25 protein-coding genes and 1 tRNA gene are annotated in these 26045 nt (G+C 68.2%); 9 read left to right on the forward strand and 17 right to left on the reverse strand.

From position 1 onward, the window contains the following. Positions 1-8: 8 nt before the first annotated feature. Genes ACO073_RS09465 through ACO073_RS09475 form a run of 3 tightly spaced genes read right to left on the reverse strand, consistent with a single transcriptional unit; the run spans position 9 to position 3314 of the window. Positions 9-878 carry an NAD(P)-dependent oxidoreductase gene (locus tag ACO073_RS09465; RefSeq protein ID WP_421996969.1) on the reverse strand — a complete coding sequence of 290 codons (870 nt, stop codon included), beginning with the start codon at positions 876-878 and terminating at the stop codon, positions 9-11. Between the two features lie 40 nt (positions 879-918). Further along, entirely contained in the window at positions 919-1791 is an 873-nt protein-coding gene (locus tag ACO073_RS09470; protein WP_421996970.1) for a trypsin-like peptidase domain-containing protein, read from the reverse strand. 44 nt (positions 1792-1835) lie between these two features. Beyond that, complete coding sequence (locus tag ACO073_RS09475) at positions 1836-3314, reverse strand: L-lactate permease (RefSeq protein ID WP_421996971.1); 1479 nt, start codon at positions 3312-3314, stop codon at positions 1836-1838. Positions 3315-3467: 153 nt separating this feature from the next. Between ACO073_RS09475 and ACO073_RS09480 the strand changes: the two genes are divergently transcribed. Then, positions 3468-3543: transfer RNA gene (locus tag ACO073_RS09480), tRNA-Thr, on the forward strand. A 473-nt stretch (positions 3544-4016) separates the two neighbouring features. On the opposite strand, the gene ACO073_RS09485 is transcribed toward ACO073_RS09480, so the two are convergent. After that, the gene (locus ACO073_RS09485; protein ID WP_421996972.1) at positions 4017-4184 is read right to left on the reverse strand and encodes a hypothetical protein; all 168 of its coding nucleotides are present in this window, start codon (positions 4182-4184) and stop codon (positions 4017-4019) included. A 164-nt stretch (positions 4185-4348) separates the two neighbouring features. Here ACO073_RS09485 and ACO073_RS09490 point away from each other — a divergent pair, with 164 nt between their 5' ends. After that, on the forward strand, positions 4349-5128 hold the full coding sequence (locus ACO073_RS09490) for a hypothetical protein (RefSeq protein ID WP_421996974.1): 780 nt from the start codon (positions 4349-4351) through the stop codon (positions 5126-5128). Between the two features lie 302 nt (positions 5129-5430). Here ACO073_RS09490 and ACO073_RS09495 read toward each other — a convergent pair whose 3' ends face one another. Next, positions 5431-6273 carry a hypothetical protein gene (locus tag ACO073_RS09495; RefSeq protein ID WP_421996975.1) on the reverse strand — a complete coding sequence of 281 codons (843 nt, stop codon included), beginning with the start codon at positions 6271-6273 and terminating at the stop codon, positions 5431-5433. A 50-nt stretch (positions 6274-6323) separates the two neighbouring features. Next, complete coding sequence (locus ACO073_RS09500; protein ID WP_421996976.1) at positions 6324-6857, reverse strand: hypothetical protein; 534 nt, start codon at positions 6855-6857, stop codon at positions 6324-6326. A gap of 222 nt (positions 6858-7079) precedes the next feature. Between ACO073_RS09500 and ACO073_RS09505 the strand changes: the two genes are divergently transcribed. From ACO073_RS09505 to ACO073_RS09515, 3 genes are all read left to right on the forward strand, one after another. Further along, the gene (locus tag ACO073_RS09505) at positions 7080-8387 is read left to right on the forward strand and encodes an NtaA/DmoA family FMN-dependent monooxygenase (RefSeq protein ID WP_421996977.1); all 1308 of its coding nucleotides are present in this window, start codon (positions 7080-7082) and stop codon (positions 8385-8387) included. A gap of 175 nt (positions 8388-8562) precedes the next feature. Further along, positions 8563-8745: a hypothetical protein gene (locus ACO073_RS09510; protein WP_421996978.1), complete on the forward strand. Its 183-nt coding sequence runs from the start codon at positions 8563-8565 to the stop codon at positions 8743-8745. A gap of 264 nt (positions 8746-9009) precedes the next feature. Continuing rightward, the gene (locus ACO073_RS09515) at positions 9010-10665 is read left to right on the forward strand and encodes a hypothetical protein (RefSeq protein ID WP_421996979.1); all 1656 of its coding nucleotides are present in this window, start codon (positions 9010-9012) and stop codon (positions 10663-10665) included. A 36-nt stretch (positions 10666-10701) separates the two neighbouring features. On the opposite strand, the gene ACO073_RS09520 is transcribed toward ACO073_RS09515, so the two are convergent. The 5 genes from ACO073_RS09520 to ACO073_RS09540 form a co-directional block, all read right to left on the reverse strand. Further along, positions 10702-10893 carry a hypothetical protein gene (locus tag ACO073_RS09520; RefSeq protein WP_421996980.1) on the reverse strand — a complete coding sequence of 64 codons (192 nt, stop codon included), beginning with the start codon at positions 10891-10893 and terminating at the stop codon, positions 10702-10704. Positions 10894-11109: 216 nt separating this feature from the next. Continuing rightward, on the reverse strand, positions 11110-11964 hold the full coding sequence (locus tag ACO073_RS09525) for a c-type cytochrome (protein ID WP_421996982.1): 855 nt from the start codon (positions 11962-11964) through the stop codon (positions 11110-11112). After that, complete coding sequence (locus ACO073_RS09530; protein ID WP_421996983.1) at positions 11961-12662, reverse strand: nitroreductase family protein; 702 nt, start codon at positions 12660-12662, stop codon at positions 11961-11963. Before ACO073_RS09530 ends, ACO073_RS09525 begins: the two co-directional genes overlap by 4 nt. Positions 12663-12769: 107 nt before the next feature. Then, the gene (locus ACO073_RS09535; RefSeq protein ID WP_421996985.1) at positions 12770-13201 is read right to left on the reverse strand and encodes a hypothetical protein; all 432 of its coding nucleotides are present in this window, start codon (positions 13199-13201) and stop codon (positions 12770-12772) included. Further along, positions 13188-13856 (reverse strand): hypothetical protein, encoded by a 669-nt coding sequence (locus ACO073_RS09540; RefSeq protein WP_421996986.1) that lies wholly within the window; start codon positions 13854-13856, stop codon positions 13188-13190. The genes ACO073_RS09535 and ACO073_RS09540 overlap by 14 nt, the downstream gene beginning before the upstream one ends. Positions 13857-14026: 170 nt before the next feature. Here ACO073_RS09540 and ACO073_RS09545 point away from each other — a divergent pair, with 170 nt between their 5' ends. Genes ACO073_RS09545 through ACO073_RS09560 form a run of 4 tightly spaced genes read left to right on the forward strand, consistent with a single transcriptional unit; the run spans position 14027 to position 18613 of the window. Continuing rightward, positions 14027-15853, forward strand: a complete 1827-nt coding sequence (locus ACO073_RS09545) for a hypothetical protein (RefSeq protein ID WP_421996987.1) — start codon at positions 14027-14029, stop codon at positions 15851-15853. Further along, positions 15853-17061: an ABC transporter permease gene (locus ACO073_RS09550; RefSeq protein WP_421996988.1), complete on the forward strand. Its 1209-nt coding sequence runs from the start codon at positions 15853-15855 to the stop codon at positions 17059-17061. The genes ACO073_RS09545 and ACO073_RS09550 overlap by 1 nt, the downstream gene beginning before the upstream one ends. Positions 17062-17064: 3 nt before the next feature. Further along, positions 17065-17733 (forward strand): ABC transporter ATP-binding protein, encoded by a 669-nt coding sequence (locus tag ACO073_RS09555; RefSeq protein WP_421996990.1) that lies wholly within the window; start codon positions 17065-17067, stop codon positions 17731-17733. 10 nt (positions 17734-17743) lie between these two features. Next, positions 17744-18613 carry a hypothetical protein gene (locus ACO073_RS09560; protein ID WP_421996992.1) on the forward strand — a complete coding sequence of 290 codons (870 nt, stop codon included), beginning with the start codon at positions 17744-17746 and terminating at the stop codon, positions 18611-18613. 154 nt (positions 18614-18767) lie between these two features. On the opposite strand, the gene ACO073_RS09565 is transcribed toward ACO073_RS09560, so the two are convergent. The 6 genes from ACO073_RS09565 to ACO073_RS09590 all read right to left on the reverse strand — a co-directional run bounded on the left by ACO073_RS09565 (position 18768) and on the right by ACO073_RS09590 (position 26012). Then, complete coding sequence (locus tag ACO073_RS09565) at positions 18768-19631, reverse strand: TauD/TfdA dioxygenase family protein (RefSeq protein ID WP_421996994.1); 864 nt, start codon at positions 19629-19631, stop codon at positions 18768-18770. Between the two features lie 49 nt (positions 19632-19680). Beyond that, a complete protein-coding gene (locus ACO073_RS09570; RefSeq protein WP_421996995.1) occupies positions 19681-21999 on the reverse strand; it encodes a hypothetical protein in 2319 nt (772 codons plus the stop codon). A 97-nt stretch (positions 22000-22096) separates the two neighbouring features. Further along, positions 22097-23044, reverse strand: coding sequence for an OmpA family protein (locus ACO073_RS09575; RefSeq protein WP_421996996.1), 948 nt, complete (start codon positions 23042-23044; stop codon positions 22097-22099). Between the two features lie 116 nt (positions 23045-23160). Continuing rightward, positions 23161-23943 carry a 3-hydroxybutyrate dehydrogenase gene (locus tag ACO073_RS09580; RefSeq protein WP_421996997.1) on the reverse strand — a complete coding sequence of 261 codons (783 nt, stop codon included), beginning with the start codon at positions 23941-23943 and terminating at the stop codon, positions 23161-23163. A 151-nt stretch (positions 23944-24094) separates the two neighbouring features. Further along, positions 24095-24850 (reverse strand): acetoacetate decarboxylase, encoded by a 756-nt coding sequence (locus tag ACO073_RS09585; RefSeq protein ID WP_421996998.1) that lies wholly within the window; start codon positions 24848-24850, stop codon positions 24095-24097. 13 nt (positions 24851-24863) lie between these two features. Then, positions 24864-26012, reverse strand: coding sequence for a patatin-like phospholipase family protein (locus tag ACO073_RS09590; protein WP_421996999.1), 1149 nt, complete (start codon positions 26010-26012; stop codon positions 24864-24866). Between the last annotated feature and the right edge of the window lie 33 nt (positions 26013-26045).

The following is a 26045-nucleotide window of genomic DNA, read 5'->3' on the forward strand; positions in this document are numbered from 1 at the left end:
CCGGGCGCTCACGGCTTCTGCAGCGGCTGGATCAGGCTCGACGTGTCCCAGCGGCCGCCGCCGCGCTCCTGGACGCGGGCATAGAACTGGTCGACCAGCGCGACCAGCGGCATGGCGGCCTTGGCGCGCTTGCCTTCGGTCAGGGCGATGCCGAGATCCTTGCGCATCCAGTCGACGGCGAATCCATAGTCGAACTTGCCGGCGATCATGTTCTGCCAGCGATTCTCCATCTGCCAGCTCTGCGCCGCGCCCTTGGAGATGGCGGCCAGCGCCTTCTCCATGTCGAGGCCCGAGCGTTGGCCGAGGTTCAGCGCTTCGGCCAGGCCCTGGACGATGCCGGCGATGCACATCTGGTTCATCATCTTGGTGATCTGGCCGGTGCCCGGCGGGCCGATCAGGGTGATCGCCTTGGCGTAGGAGTCGGCCACCGGCTTCGCCTTCTCGAAGGGCGCGGCCTCGCCGCCGCACATCACGGTGAGCTGGCCGTTCTCGGCGCCGGCCTGGCCGCCCGAGACGGGCGCGTCGATGAAGTCGATGCCCTTCTTCTTGCCCTCGCCGTGCAGCTCGCGGGCGATGTCGGCCGATGCCGTGGTGTTGTCGAAGAAGATCGTGCCCTTGCCCATGCCGGCGAAGGCGCCGCTGTCGCCCAGCACGACCGAGCGCAGGTCGTCGTCGTTGCCGACGCAGCAGAAGACGATCTCCTGTCCGGCCGCCGCTTCCTTCGGCGTCTTCGCCGCCTTGCCCTTGTGCTTCTGCGTCCAGGCCTCGGCCTTGGCGAAGGTGCGGTTGTAGACCGTCACCTCGTGGCCCTTGGCGGCGAGATGCCCCGCCATCGGGAAGCCCATCACGCCCAGTCCCAGAAACGCCACCTTGGCCATCGTTCTCTCCCGCGGATTCGTTCGCGGGGGATCATAAGACCTACGGGATGAACCGCAATGCGGGCAGCACACCCGCGAGCCACGGCCGCACGCCGGCCAGGCGTGCGAAGAACGACTCGCCGCCATAGGTGTCGCTGGTTCCGCTGGCGTTGACGCCGACCACCATCCAGCGCCCGTCGATGCGCGCCCAGGCCGAGCCGCCGCTGTCGCCGCCGCCCAGGATGCCGTCGAGCCGGCCGCCGCCTTCCGCTTCGCGCCGCAGCGTGACGCGCAGCCAGTTGCCCGAATCGTCGTCCGGCGTGTCGCGTGCGCTGGGCGGCGTCACCGCGTCGACCGTGTTCTCCGCCGCCGTCCTGTTGTCGTCGGGATCGTCGCACTCGCTGTCCTCGCCGGTCGAACCCAATCCTCGGGCGCCGAAGCCGACGATGACGATGCGCAGGCCGACGCGGATGTCGCCGGCATAGAGGAGAGGCGGCGCGCCGGCGTCGGTCACCTGCCCGTCGAGCTGCACCAGCGCGACGTCGTAGCCGCTGCGATTGTCGCCGTTGCCGTCGTAGCGCGGGTGCACGTAGAGCCGGTTGCCGTGCAGCACCGTGCCGGTGCGCGTGCGGTAGAGATAGGTGTCGGCGCCCTCGCCGCTCTTGAACACGTGGGCGGCCGTCAGGACCCAGCCGACGCCGCCGAAATTGCCGATCCAGGTCCCCGAGGCATCGTCCCAGGCCGCGCCGTCGTCCTCCGAGAGGGCGATCAGCCCGGCGAACTGCGGCTGGTTGGCGAGCGCGACATGGGCGCGGAAGCCGTCGGTCTCGTGGCCCGGCCGTCCGCCCTCGGCGCGCCAGGTGCTGTCGAGGATGACGATGGCGCCGGCGCGGCGGGCGCCGGCGAGGGGCAGGATGCCCAGGCCAGCTCCCAAGCTCGTTCGTAGCCCGGCGAGCAGGACGCGACGGCGCGACGGAATCATGGCGGCGGCAGGAGCAGCAGCATCGTGACGGCGAGCAACCCGGTGAGCAGGGACGGCAGGGCGAGCGGCCAGGCCCGACGGTAGAGCGCCGCCTCGGGCGCGGCGAGGGCCAGAATGGCCGCACCCATCGAGACCCGGATGGGCGACAGCATGGTGAGGTTGGTGCAGACGCTGTTCTGCACCGCCGCGATCCAGGCCGGGTCGAGGCCGGTGGCGCGGGCCAGCGCCGTCGCCATCGGCATCAGCATGGCGTTGGCCGCCGCGCCGCCGCCGGTCAGGAAGCCGCCGATCCCGGCGAACAGCGGCACGCCGAGCGCGGCGCCGCGCCCGGCCGCGCCGCGCAGCGCCTCCGCGATCGTCTCGGCCATGCCCGAGCCGACATAGAGCTCGGCCATGACCACGAACAGGATGGTGACGGTGCAGGCCCGCCAGGCGCCGCGCGCCGCTTCGGCCGCGACCCGTGCCAGCGAGGCGCGCGCCCGCCACACGACGATCAGCCCGATCGCCACCAGCCAGAAGCCCGGCGCGTAGAAGGGCGCGAAGGCCGGCTGGTTGTCGAACGGCCGCAGCGACCAGAGCGGCTTCAGCGTGTCGCGCAGCGGCGGCACCAGGCGGGTGGCGCAGAGCGCCGCGGTCAGCGCGACATAGGGCGCGTTGGCGGCGAGCGCCGCGCGCAGGCGCGGCCCGTCCGGCCGCTCGTCGCGCCAGAAGCGCAGCGCCAGCAGCAGCGCCGTCGGCGCTGCGCCGGCGATCTCGACGTCGCTGTAGCGGTTGCAGAGCCAGATCAGGGCCAGCAGCAGCGCCGTCCAGGCGACGTCGTCGAGCTTCTGCGCCGCCGGCACCGTGATGCCGGCCGTGCGCGCCAGCCGCCAGTAGATCACGAGGTAGAGGGCATGGATCGGCACCTGCAGCAGCGCCGAGGCCTCGCCGAGCGTCGACGGTGCCAGCCCCGCGAGGGTGGCGCCGACCGTGGTGCCGATGGCGAGCGCGCCCCACGGCACCAGCGACTGGCTGTAGAGGCCGAGCAGCAGGGCGGGGAGGCCGCCCAGTCCCAGCCGGCGCAGTGCCGTCAGCGCGATGATGTAGCCGATGCCGAAGCCCGTCACCGATTCCCCGAAGGGTGCCAGCAGGAAACAGACCGCCCACAGGCGCCGCGGCGTCGCCTCGACCGTGCCCCCGGCCGCGGCCGCGCCGTCGCGGGCCTGCAGGCAGCGATGGAAGAACATGCCGGCGGCGATGATCGCCACGACGTGCCACGACAGCCACAGGCCGGCCGCCGTCTCGCGCAGGAAGAGCGGCAGGAGCGGCGGCGCGCCGGCGCCCTCTCCCGCGCCGCCGGAGGGCCAGAGGAGCGCCAGCGCCGCCGCCACCGTGGCCAGCAGGCCGGCGGCGCCCGCGACCAGGGCGCCGGCGCGCCCCGAGGCGAGCAGGCCGAGCACGAGGAGGAGCGGCAGGAGGGCGATCAGGGTCGTCATGGGGCGCGCACTCTATCCCGCGCAGCCCGCTCGCAAAGTTCGGCCGGGGCCGAATCGTGTGAATCGACGGGGTCAGGGGCCGAAAGGGCTCCGTTGCTTCCGGTGTGCGGACGGCTTGCGCGTCCCCCGGCTTTCGCCTAGAACCCGCGCCGTGCCCCGATAGCTCAGCTGGTAGAGCACGTCATTCGTAATGATGGGGTCGGCGGTTCGATTCCGTCTCGGGGCACCATCCACACTCCTTTCCGTTGCTCAGGCCTCCGCAAAATTCTTGCGGCGTATGGGCTTGCGCGTTTAGTCCTACTCACAGTGAGGCGGCAAGCAGCTGTGCCGCAGCTTGTCCGGCAGTTCCTCGGGGAAAATTGACCCCGCCAACCAGCCGCTCCTGCCGAACCAAGCTCACGTGCATATCCCGACCGTAGAAAGCCAAGGTCGGAGACGACGAGCTGGCTTTTGAAGTGGCTCATGAGCAGCGCCCCCAGGGCGAGCGCGTCGAAGTCGCCCAGCTCGGCATGGCTCAGGCTGGCTAAGATCATGGAGCGGGGGCAGGCGAGGCGAGCGGCTCGCCGATCATCCCCTCGACTTCTTCATCTCCCTTCACCCTGTCCGGTCGATCCTGCTGAGAGCATGGCTCTGAGCAGAGCCCGCTTACCGTCCTCACTGTCAGCGTGTTCTCGCCTTGGGGAGCGAGAGCACGTCCGCGAACTAGCGGGCCTTCTTGTCGTCGATGTCGTTGAGCGGATTGAAGTTGTGCTTGAACGGGGCGAAAACTCGCGCTCGCGGGATCTTCGCTACTTCGCGATCTATGAAAAGGAAGCCACCTGTATTGGGCAGCGTGATTGATTCGGAAGAGCCGACATAGAGCTGATTCATGGGCGGGCAGCGCAGACGAGCAAAAGCTTCGTGCGCCGAGACAAAGGATGCTCGCGGCAACTTCCGGCCGCGAAACGAGGAGCACGGCGCTTACATTCTACCCCAGTCGGTCATGGCAGGTCGGCGATTGTGGCAGACATGGGATTGTACGGGAGTTGAGCACGATGGCTCGGACTGAGATCAAGATCGACACGTCGATACCGCCGTATGAGACGCGCTATTGCGCGTTCGTAGACATTCTTGGGTTCCGTTCTCTAATCCGTGAGCTCGACAGCGGCTCGGTCGACGTCAGTACCATGCGTGACATTCTCTATCGGGTGCATGGTCGGCCGTTCCTCTCGGCTAAGCGACATGCGCTCGATCTTAAAGTGCACACAATCTCCGACGGCATTTGCGCCTCGTGCGCCGTAACAGCGGCCGACCTTCAGTATCTCCTATTTAGCCTTGGATCGCTGACACACGGGCTTTTGGAGCACGGATACTTTGTCCGCGGTGCGGTGGTAAAGGGGAAACTTTTCCACGATGCACTCTTTGTGTTCGGGGCAGCCTTGGTAAAGGCGTATGAGCTTGAAAGCACCGTCGCAGTCTATCCGCGTATCATGCTTACCAAAGAAGTCGCGGCGGACGTCAGGACCTACCAGGCGGCCGACCCTCACTATGGCGACCGTGTGCGCCAGGCGAACGACGGTCCGTTCTTTCTGCACGCACTGGAGTTCATCAGATCAAGCCTAGGCGCTCGCGAGACTGACGCCGAACGAGCGATTCAGGCAGAGCATTTCAACGCAATTGGCCGCCGCATCCAGCAGCGCTTCGATGAATCCGTGGACACGCCGAAGCACTTCGAGAAGGTGAAGTGGTTTGCACGGTACTGGAACGAGAGCACGAGTGACCATCGCCAGTTTGTATTCCCAGTGAAGGGGCCGGGCACCGACACGTGGGACTAACACCGATCACTACGCAAACTTCTTGGAGATACGATAGGACTTCGGGATGTCGCGGCACTCGGTTCGCCTCGTTGAAACTCTCGGAGAAAGTGCGCGCCGCTCACGCATGTACTCGCCTTCCAAAGCCGACCGGTGTCCTCGTCTTGAAGTGGAGCCTAGAAGCGAATAGCCAGATGCATTCTGATCAGGGACGTCCTCAAGGTGATAGGGCACACGCCACTTTTGGCACCCGGCCAGAGCTGGGAATAAGGCCTACTGGCTGATGTCCATGAAATAACAGGTCGCAAAGTGGGTCTTGGGCGTCACGCACCCGCGATCCGACGAGCTGCATCGTCATTTCGCATCAGGAAACGAAAGACAGCCTCCGAGGCCATCATCGCGTCCTCGTCCTGCAGCGCCTTCTGCGGCCACACGATGCTGGTTCCTGTGTAGGGCCAGATCCGAACGACATTGAGGCCCGCGCCATCGGACCGCCTAAATCGGAACTTCGCGGCGAAGCCTTCGTACGGAAGATTTGTGACGTGGATGTAGAGGTCCTTGATTATCTGGATTGTTACGTGCGCGTTGTAGGCCGCCTTGCGGCGCGGCGATTTCTCCGCATCCGTGCGCACTGCAACCGGCCACGACAGCCACTCACCTTCCCAGTCTCTCCTATTGTAGTTCGCGATCCACACTGCCCAATCCTTCGGAGGCCTTTTGGCCTTCTTGAGAAACTTGCGGCGCGTGTGATGGACCCACTTGTTGTGCACGACCATCGACTTCATAACCGCCCAGGCCGCGATCTGCTCACACTGCTTCTCGAAGAGCCGCGTCTGCTGGCCGAGAATAAGCGGCATCATGAGAGGCTCGACTGCGGTGTCGAGTTGGCTCATCCAGCCATTGTTGCACGGACCGCAGACGCATCGGATCTGCCAATCCCGGATCGGCCCCGGCAGCTTGAAATTGGCGCCAACCACTCTGTCGATGTGCTTGACGGCCACGTAAGACTTGGCTTTCCCCGGCTTGGCCGGGAGCATGTACTTGTGCGTCCATCGCGAGAAGATGTGCTCGTCAGTCGTCGGCGTAGCGCCGCAGAAGATGCATTCCGCGGTGTCTCGGTAGGTCTGTTCGAGCAGTTTGACCTTCTCGCGGATTGCTCGTTTCACGATCGGCTCTCCATTTCATCCGACGGGCGGAGCGCCTGCTGGCGAGTAATCTAGGCGTCCCGGTCTTTCACCTTGAAACAGCGTGTTCGCGATCGCACCTGGTCGGGATGAAAGTAGGCGCCGCGTGCGAAGATCAGCCAGATGACGAACACGGGCACCGTGCCGACCAGGATCTGCCACGCGGCGTTGATGGTGACATCGCCCGCAACCGCCATTCGCTTGGTGAGGACGGTGCCGATGCTGAAGGAGATCGCTGCCAGCAAGGTGAGCAGCGTGCCGACCGGCGCCTCACGGGCCCGCGTGCGGCTCGGGCTGAGTGTGGCGATGCCTGCGATCAGGAAGATCTGGAAGAAGCCCATGTTGAACAGGCCGGTCAGCGAGATCTGGCCCCACAGACGCCGGCCGGGCAGCGCCGCCGCGCCGCCCAGGACGCCGAGGGCCAGCAGAATCACGCCCGAGATCGGCATGATGATCAGTCGGCTGGTGAAGAGGTCGACGGCCTCGAGCGACCAGCTCATCAGCTGATAAGACAAGCCCCAGGCGATCCAGACGCAGGGCAGCAGAAAACGCGTCACGCCCGGCAAGCTTGCGCTTTCTCAACTGACATCGGGCGCAGGACGCCCCTCTACGGCATTGATGTCAATACCGTGCGTCGGCTTCGCTGCCAGAGATGGCGGATGACGAGCGGCCTCCCAAATTGCGGAGGCCCGACCCTTGCAGCAGGAGGGAATCGCGATCGCATTTCGGCATCGCTAAGCTGCTGAATCTGAATTGGTTTTTGGCCGAACTCTTGCTTCCGGAGCGGCATGACAAAACCGTTCCATCTCGCCTGGTTCCTCGGCCAGAGTTTCGCTTCCAAGAACTGGCGTTCGATGTGGGCTGGCAGTGCCAGCGACGTCAAACGCTGGATGATGCCCGACCTCTTCATCGACCTCGCCAAGGGGATGGAGCGGGCGTGCATGGACTACATGATCATCGAGGATTCCTCGAACGTGCCCTACACCTACAAGGGCAATCACGACACCTACCTGCAGTACGCCCAGGGAACGCCCAAGCTCGACCCGGCGGTGCTGGTGCCCTGGCTCGCGCAGGCGACGCAGAATCTCGGCCTGGTGCCCACCCTCTCGGTGTCGGAGTATCCGCCGTACCTGGCGGCGCGCCTGATCAATTCTCTGGATCATGTCACCGAGGGCCGCATCGGCTGGAACTGCGTCACCGGCAGCAACGACGGCACCGCGCAGAACTACGGCAAGGACAGGCACCTGCCGCACGACGAGCGCTACGAGCTGGCCGACGAGTTCGCCGACGTCGTCACCCGGCTCTGGGAGGCCTGGGACGCGGATGCGGTCGTGCTCGATCGCGACATCCCGATGTTCGCTGACGGCAAGAAGGTCCGCCCGATCCACCACGAGGGCAAGTACTTCAAGGTGCGCGGGCCGATCAACGCGCCGCGCTCGCCGCAGGGGCGCGTGCCGATCTGCCAGGCCGGCGGCTCGGCGGCGGGCAAGAAGTTCGCCTCGAAATGGGCCGATACGATCATCACCGAAGGCAGCGACATCGGGAAGATGAAGGCCTATCGCGAGGAGGTCCGCAGCAACGCCGCCGCGATGGGGCGCAATCCCGACGACATCAAGCTCCTGTTCCTGTGCTCGCCGATCGTCGACACGACGATGGAGGCGGCGCGCGAGCGGCGCCGGCTGCAGCAGGAGGACTCGCTGAAGTACGTCGACATGCAGCTCTCCGGCATGTCGCGGCTGACCGGCATCGACTTCTCGAAGTTCGATCTGGACGAGCCGCTGCCGCTCGACCTGAAGACCAACGGTCACCAGTCCTCGCTGGCCCGCTGGCTCGGCAAGCCCCTGCGCGAGATCGTGCGTGGCTACGCCAGCAAGGGCAGCCTCGACTACACGGGCACCCCCGATCACGTGGCGGGGGTGATGGCCGAGGTCATGCAGGAAGTGGGCGGTGACGGCTTCCTGTTCTCCGACACGCCGATCGAGCGCCGCGCCATCATGGAGATCTGCGACGGGCTGGTGCCCGAGCTGCAGCGCCGCGGCCTCGCCCGCACGGCCTATGCCCACAAGCATCTGGCCGACAACCTGAAGGAGTTCTGAGGCACGGCCGGCGCCGGCCATGCCGGCGCCGGTTCAGTCCCCGTGGCACAACCGCTGATCGTTGGAAGTTATCCGCTTTATTCACGTATCCTGCCGTTTCGTCGGCATCCGGCGCCGGCTACCATCGGGAAAGAGACCAAGAAACGGGAGCACGCGGTCAGCAATGTCGCGCCAGATGCCGGGCAAATCCGGAAAACCAACCCGCGGGCCGCAGGCCGAGGAGTTGGCGCAGTTCAAGAAGTTCAAGCAGGCCGCCAGGGACGGAGGGGTGAGCGCGACGGAAGCGCAGTTCGCGGAGATGATCCGCGTCGTCACCAGGACCAACGGCGCCCCCGGGCGGGCCGAGGAGAAGAGCTAGAGCCGCCGAGACCCCGATTGCCACGCACGAGGCCGCCCGCCGCCCTTGCCTCGTGAGGACCGCTTCGGGCGTCCCGTACGCCCGCGCTCCCCGGCAGGCCGCTGCAATTTCCTGCCGACGTCGGCCACAGGGGCGTGTCGCCGGCCGGGCGTGGCGCCGTACGGGTTGACGCCGCGGAGCGTCCCTGTCGTATTTCCGGTCTCGTTCTGGGTATTTGGGGAGCCCGGATCCTGGGCACAGGCTCGGCCGGGGAGGGAACCTGCCTTGATCTTCGACTTGCGACGGCTGCGCCCCGAGCGTGCATTCTCGTGGGGGCAGCCTCCGCTCCTGACCGAGATCGGTCCCCGGTTCCTCACCATCTCGATAACGATCGCGGTCGTGGCCGCGAGCGGGCTGGCCCTGTTGCTGCCGAGCACCGTCTATTCGCGGGTGATGGCCTGGGATTTCCTGTTCAACCTGTCGGGCGCCTGGGCGATCCAGAGCGGGCTCACCCTGCATGTCGACGTCCATGATCCGCTGGGGGCACTGACCTTCTGGCTCACGATCCTGGGGTTCTACGTGGACGGTCCGTCCGTCCGGGCGTTCCTGATCGGCAACCTCGTCATGGCGGGCGCGATCTGCGCGATCGCGACGGTCGTGACCTGCCGGCGGCTTCCGCCGATTCCGGCCGCCATCTTCGTCCTCATGGTGTCGCAGCTCTGCCTGGCGCCGATCAACGCCGGCGACCTGCTGGACGATTTCACGTTCGCGATGTCGTACAATGTCTACGGGTGGGCGGCCATCACCACGCTGGCGCTGACGCTGCTCGTGCCGGCCGCGCCGCGCGGTCGCTCGCCGTGGATCGACCTGGTCGCCACCGGCGTCCTCCTTCTCATCCTCTACTACCTCAAGATCACCTACTTCCTCGCCGCGGCGGGCGTCTTCGTGCTGGCCTTCTTCGTGAACGCCGAGGTGCGCGCGGCCTGGCGACACTGGGCCGGACTGGCCCTCGTCGTCCTCGTCCTGGCGGCGGCGCCGTGGAACTGGGCCTACCTGGGCGATATCGCATCGGCGCTCGACTCGGGCGCCGCGCGGGCGCGGGCCCACCATCTCCTGTTCATGTTCTCCGCCAATCGCGCGGAGTTCGCGCTCTGGATGATCGTGCTCGTGGCAGCGACCGCGCTCTGGGTCGAGGGCCGCACCTCGCTATGGATCGTCCTCGGCATCGCCGCGATCTACATCGCGAGCATCGCCATCCTCAGCCAGAACGCGCAGCAGCGCAGCCTGCCACTCTGCATGGTGGCGCTGTTCATGCTCTATCGGGAGCTCAGCGCCGAGCACAACCGGGGCATCCGGTCCCTCGCGCTCTGTCTCCTGGCGCTGCTGGTGCCGCCCGCCGCGAGCATCCTGAACAACACGTTCAGCATCGCGCTCTATGCGAAGCGGGCGATCAATCCCATCGAGACCGAGATCGTCGAGCGCACCAATCTCAAGGGGCTGGCGGTGCCCATCGAGACCGTGCCGGCGTGGCAGATCCTGTCGGGCCGCGGCGGCTATTCCACGGGATCGACGCGGGCGCGCTCGATCTTCGGCACGGCCCCGCTGACCCAGGCGCACTATGTCCGGACGCTCCTCGAGGCGGTCTCGCTGCTCGGCAAGAAGAAGCCCGGCGGGATCGCGATCCTCGACCAGATCAATCCCTTGCCCTTCGCCCTGGGCTGGGTTCCGGCTGCCGGCGGAAACCTCTGGTACGACGAGAGCTTCCCGTGGCCGCCGGCCGAGCGCGTCTTCGGCCAGGTCGACTATGTGCTCGTCCCTAAGTTCGCGACGAGCCTCGTGGTCCTGAAGGAGGCCGAGGCGCGCTATCGACCGTATCTCGACAGGCATTTCACCGTGGAAACCGAATCCGAGAGCTGGTCGCTCCTGACGAAAGCCCGGTGAGCGGCGCGGCCGCGGGCTGACGCCGCGGTGGGCGAGCTATTCGCGCTCGTCGTTCGCCAGAGCGACAATCGCCTCCCGGCTGAGGTCCTTCATGCCGGTCTGCTGGTCGGTGACGACGACCCCTTTGGTCGACTTCAGGTCGTTCAGCGCGTCCAGGACCTCGTCGGCCGTGTTGCATCCCATGTCGGCCTTGCCGGGAACCTGGATCAGGAATCGCGTCTTCGGCATGTTTCTCCCCTGTGTCGTCGCCCATTCTCGAGGACGGCCAGCATGCCTCCTCGCGGCCGTCGGGTCGAGCGCCGCGCCAAGGCGTAACGGGATTTGGGGCGCCTCATCGGAGCGCGGACCTCCAGGTCCGCTCGTGATCATGAGGCGGACCTGGAGGTCCGCGCTCCGATAGCGTCACGACCTCGGAGTGGCGTGACTGAGCTCGAGTCATCCCGCCTAGCGCCGGGTGCGCGCTTTGTATTCCAGCCACGCGATGATGTCGTCGATGTCGCGTGCGGTGAGCGACATGGCCTCGGCGCCGGCCATCTTCATGTCGGGCCAAGAGCGCACCGACTTCGGATCGTGCAGGAACTTGCGCAGCGCCGGGAGCTGGAAATAGTCGACCGGGTTCATCGGCCGCGCGAGGTCTGGGCCCATCTCCGCCTCGCCGGCGCCGTCGAAGCGATGGCAGGCCATGCAAACGGACACGAAGCGGTCGAGACCGCGCCGGATCGGATCCGCGGCCGGCACATCGGCGCCCACGGCGAGGACGGACCACCTTTCGACCGGGCTGTCCGTGACGGTGAGCGAGACGGTGGCGTAGGCCCAGTACTCGCTGCTCACCGGCGTCGGGCCGGCGGGTTGCCAGACGACATAGAACGGTCCCGCGCCCGAGCCCTTGCCGGGGATCGCGGGCCACGGCGCGGCGGGATCGTCGATGGCGAGGAAGGCGAGCGGGGCGGCGGGATCGGTATTGAGCAGCAGGCGGGCCGGGATGGCGACCGAGAAACCGTCGCTCGCCGTCACCTGCACATAATCGTCGGGCGCGACCGCAAGGCCCTTCAGCAGATCGGCCACCGGCACCGCCCGGTAGGTCATGGAGCGGCGGAAGACCGGATCGGCCACGGTGACCGCGCGCCGCTGCGGCGAGGCTAGGAGCTCGCGGACCGTGTAGGTCCGGCTCGCGCCCCGGTCCGTGACCGTGAGCGTCGCCGTCTGCGCGAGGGCGGCGAGAGGCGCGAGCAGGGCGAGCCAGGCCCCCAGCAGAGCGATGCCGAGGCGGGCCCGTCGCCGGGCGCCGGGCGATCTCATGGGCTGCCGGCCGGTCGCCAGGCCTGGCCCCAGCGGTCGGCGAAGGTGACCTCGGCGACCGGCCTGCGCGTGAGCGGGCCGTACTTTCGCGTCGGATAGCCGATCGGCATGAGGGCGAAGGTCGAGACCTCGGCGGGGATGCCGAGCGCTTCCTTCACCTCCGGCTCGTAGAGCATGTGGTTGGTGGTGATGACCGTGCCCAGGCCGAGCCCGCGGCAGGCCAGGATGACGTTCTGGATGGCGGGATAGATGCTCGACCCGCTGACCCGGGCGACATTGTCGAGATGCTCGGCGTAGCGCGCCTGCACGCTCTCCGGCAGCGTCTCCTTCACCGGGCGCGGCCGCCGCGTCAGGCAGGGCACGAGGATCACCGGCGCGTCCGCCATGTGGTCCCAGAGGAAGCCGCTGTTGGCCAGGAACTGCCGGTACTGCTCGTCGGTGAGATGCTGGGGCTTGGGCTGCGCGGCATAGACCGCGGCCTGGTGGTCCGAGGCCTTGCGGTAGATCGCGCCCAGCCGCGCGCGCATGGCGGGGTCGCGCACGACGATGAAGGTCCAGTGCTGGGTGTTGCCGCCGCTCGAGGCGCGGATGGCGGCGTCGAGCACCTGCTCGATCAGCGCGGCCGGAACGGGATCGGGCCTGAAGTGGCGCAGCGAGCGGGCGCTGTAGATCGCCTCGAAGAGGCCGATCCCCGGCAAGGACGATGGCGACGCCGATGCTGGCGTTGGCGACGATGCGGTCACGAGGTTACTCCTCTGGGCGGGCCGGATGCGCGCCGTCTCTCAAGTTCCGTGCCGCGCCGGCGTCAGCCGGACGCGGGCCGCGGCGGCAGGGGCGCCCACTTCTCCGGGTGCAGTTCGTGATACTCGATCCACGGTCCGGTCTCGGCAAAGCCGTTGTCGAGCACGCCGACATCGCTCACCCAGAAGCCGAAGGATCGCCGGTTGGCATCGAAGCGCCAGACGCCGACGACGATCTCGTCCGCGACATGGCCCTTGAGGCTCGGGCAGTAGAGCAGGACCGGCGCGGCATCCTTGGGCGCGGTGGCGATCGGCTGCCACTCGGCGGTGGCGGCGTGGCGCAGCGCCTCGATCTCGCGGGCGGCCCGCCAGCGGACGTCCCGGTCGAGAAGCTGGCGCTCGTCCTCGGTCGGATTGGCGGCGTCGGCGACGATGTCGTGCGCGGCCAGGCACTCGGCGCGCAACTCGTCGACGATATCCGGCCTAGCGGCGCTCATCGGCGTCCCGTCCGGCGGCCGGTGCATGCAGATCGGTCAGCAACGTATCCCTCGCTTCGTAGACCTTGGCGGCGAGCCAGGCCGACCCGCCGCGATCGGGGTGGACCAGCCGCAGCAGCCGCTTGTGGGCGGCGCGGATCTCGACCTCGTCGGCGCCGGGCTCCAGCCCCAGCACCTCCAGCGCCTCGCCGCGCGGCATCGCCGGGGGCATGGCCTCGCCGCGGCCCGCGGTGCGCTCGTCGCGCAGCGCCAGCAGCGATTGCCGGCTGAGATAGGCTTCGAGGACAGAAGCGGCCCGCCGCACGGTCTCGGGATCGCCCGGATCGTCGGGCCAGACTTCCATGTCGAAGGGGCGGGGGCGCGGCCGCATTCCGTCGAGGAATCCGCGCAACGGTCCCACGACGCTCCGCCACTTGAGGACGGTGGGCACGATCAGCACCACCGCGCCCACCAGCATCGCCGCCGCCCACTGGCGCCCGGCGATCAGGATTCCCAGGAGCGGCAGGCAGGCCAGAAGCGCCAGCAGCAGCATCCACCGCGTGGTCCGCACCATCGTGCGCGGGTCGCTGTGGAGGAACCAGTCGAGGAACTTGGCCAGCGTCGCCAGGACCGAGAGGCCCAGCACCACCGCGCTGATCACGACCATGTAATCCATCGACGCTCCCCCGGCGGTCTCGCCGGCCTGCCGCCGCCCGCCGGCCTGCCGCTGCAAGACTACCGCGACCGGAGCGGGATGCCAGCGTTGCATCGCTGGTCCCGGCGTCGACTGCTTCCGGTTTTCTCCGGGCCTGTCTAGTATCGCGTCATCGAGAGGGGAGAACAGGCATGGCCAAGCGCGGGCAGCGGACGACCACGGGGAAGCCGCAGCGTGGAGCGCCCGGCGTGCAGGTCGAGCCGGAGGGCGGCAGGGTCCCCGCCCGGGTCTCTCCCGAGGAATTCGTCCGCCGGCGCACCGAGGTCGAGCAGCAGGACCACGCGGCGTTCCAGACCTACGTCGCGGCGAAGGCCGACGCCGATGCCCGCAAGGCGATGGCGGTGGCGATGGCGGCGCCCACTCGGCGTCGCGGCTTCAGCCGGCGCAGCATCTTCAATGCCGCGGTCGGAACCGCGGTCGTCGCCGAGGCCGGCGTGCTCGGTTACAATGCCTTGAACGGCAGCGGCTCGACCGCGGGCGGCACGCACACGGCGGGTGCCGTCAGCACCGCGCCGCAACGCGCGGGCATCGCCCGCGAGGTCGTCGACAGCCGGGCCGATGTCAGGGGCCAGAGCCTGGGCAACTGGGTGGCGCTGCTGCCGACCAAGATGGGCGGCGGCACCTACGCCATCGACCTCAATTCCAATCGCGTGCTGGGCTCGATCTGGTACTGGAACTACGGCGACTACAATCCGATCAGCCACCATCTCTGCGCCTTCCCCTCGTCCGATCCCGCGCACGGCTTCGAGTTCGTCAACTCGACCCAGGGCGGCCAGAACTCGCTGATCTACGGCATCAACACCAGCGTCACGGCGGAGACCGTGCCGGAAGGCACCAACATCTATCGCGTGCGCTTCGACGGCACGCAGATGCAGCTGGTCGAGAACGTCTCCGAGACGACGGGGCTCGGCCTCGGTGTGCACGTCACGGTCAATCCGAAGGATGCGCAGTCCTACTTCGTCACCGATGGCCAGAAGGACATCGCCGCCTGCTTCGACCGCACGACGTCCAGGGTCAAGGCGGCGCTGCGCTTCGACTGGACGCCGAACGTGCCCGAGCTGCGCGATGCCTGGATCAAGGGCGGCACGCTCACCATCAAGAAGATCTACCCCGATCCCACGACCGGCCTTTACGACTACAAGGGCACCAAGGGCAACAAGATCGACTGGGAGATGGTGCCGATGGGCGAGCTCTTCGTCGAGGAGGGTGTGACACCCGGCGCGGCACCGCTGTCGCTGACCGGCGCCGATGGCACGGTCTGGCATCCCGAGGGCCGCTGGGCGGCGACGGTCGTGCGGCTGTGCGGCGGCATCGCGATCCTCGACCCTGAGAAGAACTTCGATCCCGTGGCCTTCCTGCAGTTCAACAAGGACTCCCAGGACCAGTATCCGGTCGAGCCGGTCGACAAGGACACCTGGCGCGTCGTGTTCGACAAGATCCATTCGCCCGGCCACGAGATCGGCTTCTCGCCCGACGGCCGCTTCCTGGTGATGATGAACAATCTGCGGGAGAACAACTGCTCGATCTTCAGCTGCAGCGATCCCGATCCGAAGAACTGGCGCAAGGTGGCGCATGTCGAGGATCCGCTGTGGCGCGGCAAGTACCCCAACCCGTTCCACATGGTGTTCTCGCTCGACAGCTCCAAGCTGTACCTGTCGATCCTCCATCCATCGCCTGCCTACAGCGGCATCATGGTCGTCGATACAAAGACCTGGACGATCATCAAGGAGATCCAGGGCATCGGCCCCGACCTGCAGACGCCGGCGATCACCTACGACGGCAAGTACGTGCTGACGCCGTTCTCGGGCTTCCAGCGCCAGTCGAGCGGCATCGCCGTCGTCGACACCGCGACCGACACGCTGATCGGCATCCTGCCGAGCAACGGTGGGCATCATGACTGCGTCATCATCCCGACCAAGCTCGAGCACATGAAGCATACGAGGTCCTGCACGCTCTGATGCGCCGGCTGCTGCTGAGCCTCGCGCTGCAGAATCTCGGGCGCCGCCGGGGGCGCAGCCTGCTGCTGATCGCCGCCGTGGCGCTCGGCAGCGGCGTCGTCTTCACCGGCGCCGTCCTGATGCGCTCGATCGACCGCAGCATGGAGCTGGGCTTCGCGCGGCTGGGCGCCGACCTGATGGTCGTGCCCGAGGGCGCGCTGACCAACATCACGGCGGCGCTGCTGGTGGTCGAGCCGACCGACCTCGCGCTCGACGCCGGCCTGCTGGACAAGGCAGGGCTCGCCAGCATCGGCCGCGTCGCGCCGCAGAAGGTCGTGCGCATGGAACATTCGGGCGTCGGCAGCCAGCACGATTCCGTCGACCTGATCGGCTTCGAGCCGGCGCACGATTTCACCGTCCAGCCGTGGCTGGCCGAGCGCCTCAACCGGCCGCTGGCGACGGGCGACGTCATCCTGGGGTCGGGCCGCGCCGGCGCCCTCGGCTCGCAGTTCCTGATCTTCGGCAAGCCGCACACGGTCTACGGCCGGCTGGCCCGAACCGGCGTCGGCACCCACGAGCGCGGCGTCTTCATGTCGTTCGCCACGCTCGACGAGCTGGCCGAGATCTGCCGCCGCGAGAAGCCGGCGCCGGTCCTTTCGCCTGGCAAGGTCACGGGCTTCCTGGTCGAGCTGGCGCCCGGCGCCACGGCCCTGCAGGCGCGCTTCGCCATCCTCTCGAGCGTCCAGGGCGTCAAGGTGGTGACCGGCGACACGACCCTGTCCGGCATCCGCCAGGGGCTGGCGGCGCTGCTCGACGGCATCCTGGCGCTGATGGCGGCGATGTTCGCGAGCTCGGCCCTTCTGGTGAGCGTGCTGTTCTCGGCCATCGTCACGGAGCGGCGCGGCGAGCTCGGCCTGCTCAAGGCGATCGGCGCGCGGCGCGGCCAGGTGCTGGGCATGATCGTGGGCGAGGCCGTGCTGGCGACCGGGATCGGCGGGCTGCTGGGTGTCGTGCTGGGCGTGCTGGCGATGCGGCTGTTCGAGCGCTCGCTGGTCTTCTACCTCGAGACGGTGGGCGTGCCCTTCGTCTGGGTCGGCGCGTCGCTGCTCGCGGCCTTCGCCGCCGCGACGGTCGTGCTGGCCTGCGCGATCGGGGCGGCCGGCGTGCTCTACCCGGCCTGGCGGGCGAGCCGGCGCGACGCCTACGAGCTCGTGCGCGGCGGGGCCTGACCGGTGCTGTCGTGCCGCGACCTGCGCAAGAGCTACGTCACCGAGCGTGGCGCGGTGACGGCGGTCGACGGAATCGACCTCGATGTCGAGGCCGGGCGCTTCGCCGCCATCATCGGCCGCTCGGGCTCGGGCAAGTCCTCGCTGATGGCGATGATCGGCGGGCTGAGCCGCCCGTCCGGCGGCACGGTGACAGTCGACGGCACCGACCTCTGGAGCCTCGGCGACGACGGCCTGGCGGGATTCCGCAATGGCCGTATCGGCTTCGTCTTCCAGTTCGCGAGCCTGCTGCCGACCCTGCGGCTGGTCGACAATGTCGCCCTGCCGGCGATGCTGGGCGGCACGGCGGTCGACGCGGCGATCTACGGCAAGGCCGCGACGCTGCTTGCGCGCCTGGGGCTCGGCGGGCATCTCGACGCCTACCCGTCGGAAGTGTCGGCCGGCGAGCAGCGCCGGGCGGCGATCGCCCGGGCGCTGATCAACGACCCGGCGCTGCTGCTGGCCGACGAGCCGACCTCCGATCTCGACGAACAGACCGAGATCGAGATCATGGACGAGCTGCTGGCGGTGAATCGCGAGCAGGGCACGACCCTGCTGCTGGTCACCCACAATCTCGCCCTGGCCGAGCAGGCCGAGCAGATCGTGCACATCGCCGGCGGGCGGATCGTCGCGTGAGGGGCGCGGCATGAGCGGCGGCGTCCCGCCCGCTGGACCATCCGATCCGGCCGGCCTCTCCCCGCAGGAGAAGGACGCGCTGATCCGCGAGCTGCGGCGGCAGGTGGCGGCCGGCCGGTCGGAGGTTCGTCTGCTGCGCCGCCGGCTGGGGTTTGCCGAGCAGGCGGCCGACCGTTCGGCCGGCGAGCTGCTCGACCGGCTGCGCGAGGCCGATCCGCGGCCGACCGCGGCGCCGCCGGCGACGCTCGCCGTCAGGCTCGGGCGGGGGCTCGGCCTGTGGCAGTCGCCGGTCGTGCTGGGCACCGCGGCCGCCGTGCTGATGGCCTTCGCCGTCGATGGCGCCATCGGCATCTGGCAGGAGCGGTCGCTCGCCGCGCAACGCGAGGCGCGGCTCCTGATGGAGCACGAGGCCCTGACCTCGATGTTCGTCGAGCTGAAGCGGATCGTGCCCGAGCCCGACGGGCGTTCGTTCCTCATGACGCTGTTCATGCAGAACGTCGATCCGGCGGTGCCGCTCTACGTCATGCTGAACGCGGTCGGCGTCTACGTGCAGGTCGGCATGGGCTGGCAGCAGGTGCCGTCGACGCCGCTCGGCGCCGGCGGCACGGGAGTCGTGAAGCTGGTCGACAGCCATACCTACGAGGTCCGCTTCACGCCCGACGTGACGGGCTGGGCCGAGCTGATCCCCGGCTACATGCACGTGCGCCTGCAGGCCGACATGCTGGTGAGCCGCAAGGCCGAGCCCGGCACCGCGATCGCCGAGCGCCGCACGCCCTACTATGTCTACCTGAAGCCGCACGGCGCCGACGACGCCGAGATCAAGAGACGATCGAAGATGTCCGGCACGCCGCCGGTGTTCATCCCGATGCCGCCGCATTGAGGGTGTCGACGACTCGTGCGACCCCCTCACCCAGCCTCTCCCCCTAGCGGGGGAGTGGAGGAAGACAGGGTGAGCCGCTTTCATGTTCCTCTCCCCCCCCGCTAGGGGCCCGCTAAGGGGAGAGGGTAGGTGAGGGGGCTTCTAAGGCCGCGCGTCACGCCGCCAGCGCGGCCTCGCTGGCCGGATCGCCGGCGATGCGGCTGTGCCACATGATGCGGCGCTGGGTCATGTCCCAGGGCGTCGCCTGGTGCATCAGGCAGCGATTGTCCCAGACGACGGCGTCGCCCGGCGCCCACTGGTGGTGGTAGAGCCGCGGCGGCTGGCAGGCGAAGTCGACGAGCTCCTTCAGGAGCGTGTCCGATTCCTGCTGCGACAGGCCCGGGACGTTGTGGGCGTGGCGACCGGCCAGCAGCGACTTGCGGCCGGTCTCGGGATGGGTCTTGACCAGCGGCCGCAGCGGCACCGGCCCGTTGTGGAAGCCGTAGCCGTTGTACTCGCCGTCCTGCTTCTTCGCCTCGTGGCCGAGCTTGCCCTGGCTGTAGTGCAGCGAATGGTAGGCGGAGAGGTCCTCGATGCGCGCCTTCGTCGCCGCGTCCAGCGCGTCGTAGGCCGCGCGCATGTCGGCGAAGCCGGTGCGGCCGCCGACGCTCGGCACGACCTCGGCGCAGAACACCGCGCCCTTGGCCTGGACGGGCATGTAGGTGCTGTCATGGTGCCAGCCCATGTTGCCCTTCAGCACCTTGATGACGTCGTCATTGTCCTTCTCGGGACGCACCGTGCCATCGGAGCGGACATTGCTGATCGCCGTCATCTCGAACTCGAGCGGCCCGAAGCGCTTGGCGAAGGCGATCTGCTGCGCGCGCGTCAGGTTCTGGTCGGGAAAGACCAGCAGCGCATATTCAAGCCAGGTGTCGTAGAGCGCGCGGAAGGTCGGCTCGTCGAGGGTCGCGACCTCGAGGCCGCGGACGACCGCGCCGAAGGTGGCATCGAGCGGTTCGACGTCGAAGGAGCGGGCCATGCGGAACCTCCTGTGAGGCCCCGAGTGTAACGGCCCGCCCGCCCCGTCCTCAAGTCACCCGGCCGCGCTTGGCCGGAATGGCGGCGATGAGCGCCTCGCGGATCGGGCCCGCCTCGGCGGCCGGGAGCTGGCGGATGCGCACGGTGCGCTCGGCGAAGCGGGTCTCCGGCCCCTCGACCAGCAGGTCGAGGAAGCGGGTGGTGCCCGGCGTCACGGCGCGGCGGCTGCGGCCCGTGGCGGCATCGGTCTTCTCGCTGAGCAGGGCCTGGATGGTGCGCACGGTGCGCGGCAGCACGTCCTGCGGCGGCTGGTTGTCGACCTGCACCCGGTAGACGCCGTCGGGGTCGACGCCCTCGACGCTGAGCGGCTGCTGGCGGCAGACGCTGAGCAGCAGGCGGGCCTCGCCGGTCTCGGGATCGTGGCGGGCGTCGAGCACCACCAGCCCCTTGTTGGAGGGCTGCCGCAGCAGCACCGCCTCGACCGTCTCCGGCCGGAAGTCGAGCGTGACCGAGGCGCCGGGCTCGAGCGGCGGCACGGTGACGAAGGCGCCGTCGGCCACGTGCACCAGCTCCTCCTCGCCCGCCCAGACGCTGCCGAAGGGCAGGCGCTGCTCGATCGCCATTCCCTGGATGCGCCGGTCGGTCGGATTGGTGACCGTGACGGTGCGGCCGCCGTCGCGCAGGTCGAGCTCGAGCGCCTCGTAGTCGGCCATGCGCTGGTAGAGCTCGGCCTGGGTGGCGATCCAGTAGTTGCTGCGCTCGGCGAGGTTGATGCAGTGGCGAACGTAGTCGAGCGTGCCCTTGCCGTTGTTGACCGACGGGTCGCGCGCCAGCTCGGGATGGTACTGGAAGGAATAGACGCCGTTCTCCAGCCGGTCCTCGACGCCGGTCTTGCGGGCGCTGCGGCCGGCGAAGATCGTCTCCACCAGCTCGTAGGCGGCGTCGTACTCGTGCGTGCGGTCCCAGCCGCGCAGCTTGCGCCATTCCTTCGTGGTGGTGACGACCGGGCGGAAGGGGAACCAGACGCCAGAGGTGGCGATGGTGCGGCGCACGTCGGTGACGTAGGTCAGCGGCTTCTCGCCGATCGTGCCGCCCACCATCACGCTGGGGTCGCGCACGCCGTACTCGATCATGTGATAGTAGCAGAAGGTGCAGAGGCCCAGGATCTCGCTGTCGTGGGCGTAGAGATAGTCCATCGCGTCGATCGTCTCGGGATGCATGTGGCCGCCGGCATGGCGGCCGCAGGTGCAGACGCGGATGCCGAGGTTGCGCGCCGCGCTCGACACGTGCTCGTACAGGCCCTTGCCGAAGATCGCGGTCGGCGGATCGCCGATCGAACTGTCGTTGTGCAGCGCCGGCTCGATGAAGCTGTGCTGCGTGGTGCGCGCCACCCAGTCGCGCGCCATCGGCTCGTCGATGTTGGTCGAGAAGGTCGGATCCTCGATGTCGTAGCTGGCCGGGATCAGGTTCTGGATCTGGTAGTCGAGGAACGTGTAGTCGCGCCAGCCGTGCACGTCGTGGCGGAACGACAGCACGCCGTCGTAGGTGCCGAACGAGCGCAGGCGGGTCTGCCACAGCGGCTCCAGCCCGATCTCCAGCATCATCCGCCGCAGGAAGAGCAGCAGCGTGTCGCCCCAGTGCGTGGGATTGGCCCAGTGGCGCACCGCCTCGACGTTGAGATGGGCCTGCAGCATGCCGCCGATCAGCTCCAGCACCTGGTTGGCGACGTAGACCGTCTTCCCGGTGAGGACGATGGCGGGGCCGAGGTCGGTCACGGTCGCGGTCGTGGCGTCGGTGAGGTCGCCCGAGAGCCCGACGAGGTCGGCCAGCACGCGGCTGCCGGTGGCGGGCACGATCCGGCAGGCGGGGTGGCCCTTGTAGCCGCTGACATAGAGCGGCTCCCAGGCCTCGCCGGCAAACGGCGCATCGGCGCGCCAGCGCCAGCCGGTATAGCTCTCGACCGGGAGCGGCTCGATCGATTCCAGGCCCAGCAGGGCCGGCGGCAGGTTCGTCTTTCCGGTGACGAACAGCCGGCTCGCGGGTGCGCGCAGCCAGCGCGCGATGCGCTCGATCGTGGCCGGCTGGAGATGGCCCGCATTGGCGACGAAGAGGGCGCGACAACGGGCGAGGCGCTCCTCGTCGAGCGCCTGCTCCTCGATCACCCTGTGCTTGACGTTGCAGCGGCCGAGCAGCACCACGGCGGCATTCGGCGCGAGGTAGGCGTACTCGCCCTTGACCCAGGTGCGCGGCAGGCCCCAGGCGTCGGTGAAGGTGTAGGTCTCGCCGCGGGCGGTCGCCTCGGCGGCGTAGGCGTCGCGGCTCGCGCCGCTGAACAGGACGATGACGTCGGTGCACTCGGAATCGGGCATGGCGGCGACTGTGCCCGCGCGGTCCGCTCGGATGCAAAGGAAAACGGCCGGGCGCTGGCCCGGCCGTTTCCTTGTCTCGGCGAGAGAGACGGATCGCTTACTGGATGACGATCTCGACGCGGCGGTTCTGCGGCTCGCGCACGCCGTCGCCGGTCTGGACCAGCAGGCCCTTCTCGCCCATGCCGACCACGCTGATCGCCTGGGCCGGGACGCCGTCGCGGACCAGGGCGTCCTTGACCGCGTTGGCGCGGCGCAGCGACAGCGCCATGTTGTAGGACTCCGGGCCCGACGTATCGGTGTGGCCGGTCGCCGTGATGCGGGCGCTGCCCTTGGTCTTGTAGGCGTTGGCGGCCTGCTGGATGGTCTGCAGCGCCTGCTGCGACAGGTTCGAGCGATCCCAGTCGAAGAACACCATGAACGACGGCGGCGTCACGGCCGGGGCCGGCGGCGGCGGCGGGGCGACCATCTCGGGCTGGCCGAACTTGTAGCTCAGGCTCAGCATGGTCATGATGTTGTTGTTGGTGAAGGCGCCGGGATTGGTGGTGCCGTAGTAGCGGCCGTCGAGGCTGACGCGGAAGGCGTCGGTGACGTTCCAGCCCACGCCGACGATGCCCTGATAGGCGAACTGCGTGCTGCACATGTTGCAGCCCTGGATCGTCGAATCGACGAAAGCGACGCCCGCACCCGCACCGATGAACGGCGTGATCGTCGCACCCGGCATGAAGTCGTACAGCAGGTTGGCCATCACCGAGACCTGCTGGATCTGGCCGTTGACCCGGGCGAAGCCGCCCGGGAAGGCGACGACGCCGCTGCCGTAGTTGGAATGGTAGAGGCCTTCCAGTTCGACGCGCGGACCGACGAAGTCATAGCCGACCTTGCCGCCGGCGGCCCAGCCGGTGTCCATCTGGTAGCTGTTGTTGTTCAGCAGCCAGTTCAGGCCGCCCTCGGCGCCGACGTAGAAGCCGGGATTGGCCGTCCCGGACTGCGCCTGGGCGGCCACCGGCAGGGCGAGGATGGCGGCGGCCAGCAGTGACTTCTTGATCATGAAAGGGTTCCCTCGTTTGGATGCGAGCACCCACCCAACGGAACCCTTTGCCCCGGAGTTGCCGCCGAACGTCCCAATGGCCGCCAGCGTTGCAAACCCGCAACAGTCCTGCGTGACTACTGCATGAACCAGCCGTGGCTGACGACCAGCGACTGGCCGGTCAGGCCCGTGCTGGGGGCGCTGGCGAAGTAGAGCACGGCGTCTGCGACTTCGTCTGTGGTCGTGAACTGGCCGTCGACCGTGTCCTTCAGCATGACCTTCTTGATGACATCGTCCTCGCTGATCTTCAGTTCCTCGGCCTGCTCGGGAATCTGCTTGTCGACCAGCGGCGTGCGCACGAAGCCCGGGCACACCACGTTGGCCGAGACGTTGTACTCGGCGCCCTCCTTGGCCAGCACCTTCGCCAGGCCGATCAGTCCGTGCTTGGCGGTGACGTAGGGCGCCTTCAGCTTCGACGCTTCCTTGGAATGGACCGAGCCCATGTAGACCACGCGGCCATACCTGGCGGCGTACATGTGCTTGAGGCAGGCCTTGGTGGTGAGGAAGGCGCCGTCGAGATGGATGGCGAGCAGCTTCTTCCAGTCGGCGAACGGGAACTCGACGATCGGCTTCACGATCTGGATGCCGGCGTTGCTCACCAGGATGTCGATCCTGCCGTACTTGGCCATGGTGTCGGCGACACCCTTCTCGACCTGCGCCTCGTCGACCACGTTCATGGCGACGGCGAAGGCCTCGCCGCCCGTGCCCTTGATCTCCTTCGCCGTGGCCTCGGCCGCGTCGAGGTTGAGGTCGGCGATCACCGGGATACCGCCCTCGGCGGCCAGCCGCAACGCGATCTGCTTGCCGATGCCGCTGGCGGCGCCGGTGACGATGGCGACTCTTCCTTTGAAACGGGACATGGAACGATCCTTTCCTGTTGAGTCTTTCTCCCCAGCGAGGCTGCGGAGGTGGCCCGGAGGGCCGGAGGGGTCATGAGCGTCGGTCATGTCGCCTATGACCCCTCCGCCCGCTGCGCGGGCACCTCCCCATCGCCTCGCGATGGGGAGGGGATTACGCGGCGAGGTAGTCGAACACGACCTCGCCCAGCCCGAGGGTCAGGTCGGTGACGAAATGGGTGGCCGAGACGACCTCGCGCACGGGCAGGCGGGCGACGTCGCACAGCGCATGGTCGAAGAGCTGGATCGCCGCCGGCCCGGTCCAGGCGCCCTTCACGGTGACGTCTTCGGTGTAGTAGCGGACCAGCTCGCAGATGCGCGGCGTGCAGTCGACGTGGGGCACGATCTTGATCATGAAGTTCGGCCGGGCGAGGCTCTTCAGCAGCGGCGCCTGGTCGATCTCGTGATGCTTGTAGCCCATCGTGGCATTGACGCAGAGCACCGAGCCGTAGTGCAGCGTGCAGACCAGCGTCTCGCTCTCGTGGGCGACGCGCGGCGTCGCGAGCTTCTTGGGGAAGCCCCAGATCTCGCGACCGCCGGCGATCGGCGAGTTGTCGTCGAGATACATGGCGTGGACGTAGCCGCCCTCCTGGACCGAGCCGTCCTTGGCCTTGAAGCGCACCGGGATCACCTGGCCGGTCTCGGTATAGTCGCCGAAGCCCGTCGAATCGGGCATGCGGATGAACTCGTAGTTCACCGTGTCGCCGATGACTTCGAGTGGCTCCGGCACCATGGCGCGAAGGGTCTCCGGGTCGCTGCGGTAGCTGATGACCACGAATTCGCGATTGTAGAACTTGTACGGTCCCCGCGGGTAGGCGGGGTTGTTGAGCGGCATCGCGAAGGCGTTCTTGCGGACGTCGGCCAGCTTCATGTCGGTGCTCCTGCTACTCGCGACCCTGCTCGCGCAGGTCGAAGGTGAAGACGCCATCCGGACTGTCCGGCCGCTGCAGGACCTCGGGGTGCCGCAGCGTGCGGGCCATGTCGTCGTAGCCCGACGCCCAGTGCTCCTCCATCGTGCGCCGCGAGAACTCGTAGTCCTTCGAGGCGCCCTCGTAGGAACGGGCGCGATAGATCAGGTGGATGATGTTGTAGACCTTGCTGTCGGCCTCCTGCGCCATCAGCTCGGCCTCTTCGGTCTGCCGCAGCGCGTCCGGCATGTCGCGCAGCAGCTTGGCGGCGGCGCGCCGCATCGACTGCATGCGCCGGAACTGGTCGGTGCTGGCGCGCGTGCGGCTCGAGTAGCGGATGTCCTTCTGGCGCACGTCGACCTCGATCATGTCGCGCGGCAGCTCGCCGCGCGCGCTCCACAGGTCGACCTGGAAGGCGAGCGTGTCGACGCGCGGCCGGCTGTCGAGCACCCATTGCAGCGGCGTGTTGGAGACGATGCCGCCGTCCCAGTAGAACTCGCCGTCGATCTCGGTCGCGGGAAAGCCCGGCGGCAGGGCGCCGCTCGCCATGATGTGCTCGGGACGCACCGTGTGGGTGAGATTGTCGAAGTAGATGAAGTTTCCGGTCTTGATGTTGACCGCGCCGACGCCGAAGCGGAGCTCCTTGGCGTTGATGCGGTCGAAGTCGACCAGCGTCTCGAGCAGGGTCCTGAGCGGGCTCGTGTCGTAGAAGCCGAGGACCGTCGGGTTGCCGGCCGGCGTGAAGATCGGCGGCGGCACGCGGGGCTGGAAGAAATTGGGCGCGCCGAACATCAGGATGCCGAGCGCGCGCCACTGGTTCACGAGCTGATGGTTGAGGTCGTTGGCGAGCTGGAGGTTCGGGAGGTGCGGGAGGCCGAGCGGCGGCCGGCTGACCGTCTCCCAGAAGGCCCTCAGCTTCTCGACGCGCTTCTCCGGCGGGTTGCCGGCGATCAGCGCGCTGTTGATCGCGCCGATCGAGATGCCCGCGACGCAGTCGGGGTGAAGGCCGGCCTCGGCCAGCGCCTGGTAGACGCCCGCCTGGTAGGAGCCGAGGGCACCGCCACCCTGCAGCAGAAGCGCGATACGCTCGAATTCCGGCCGGACGACGGCCGCAATGCCACTCATGACGGGTCTCTCCTCGCGGCGGCTCTCTAGCAC

The sequence above is a fragment of the Reyranella sp. genome (genome assembly GCF_965229815.1).
Taxonomy (GTDB): domain Bacteria; phylum Pseudomonadota; class Alphaproteobacteria; order Reyranellales; family Reyranellaceae; genus Reyranella.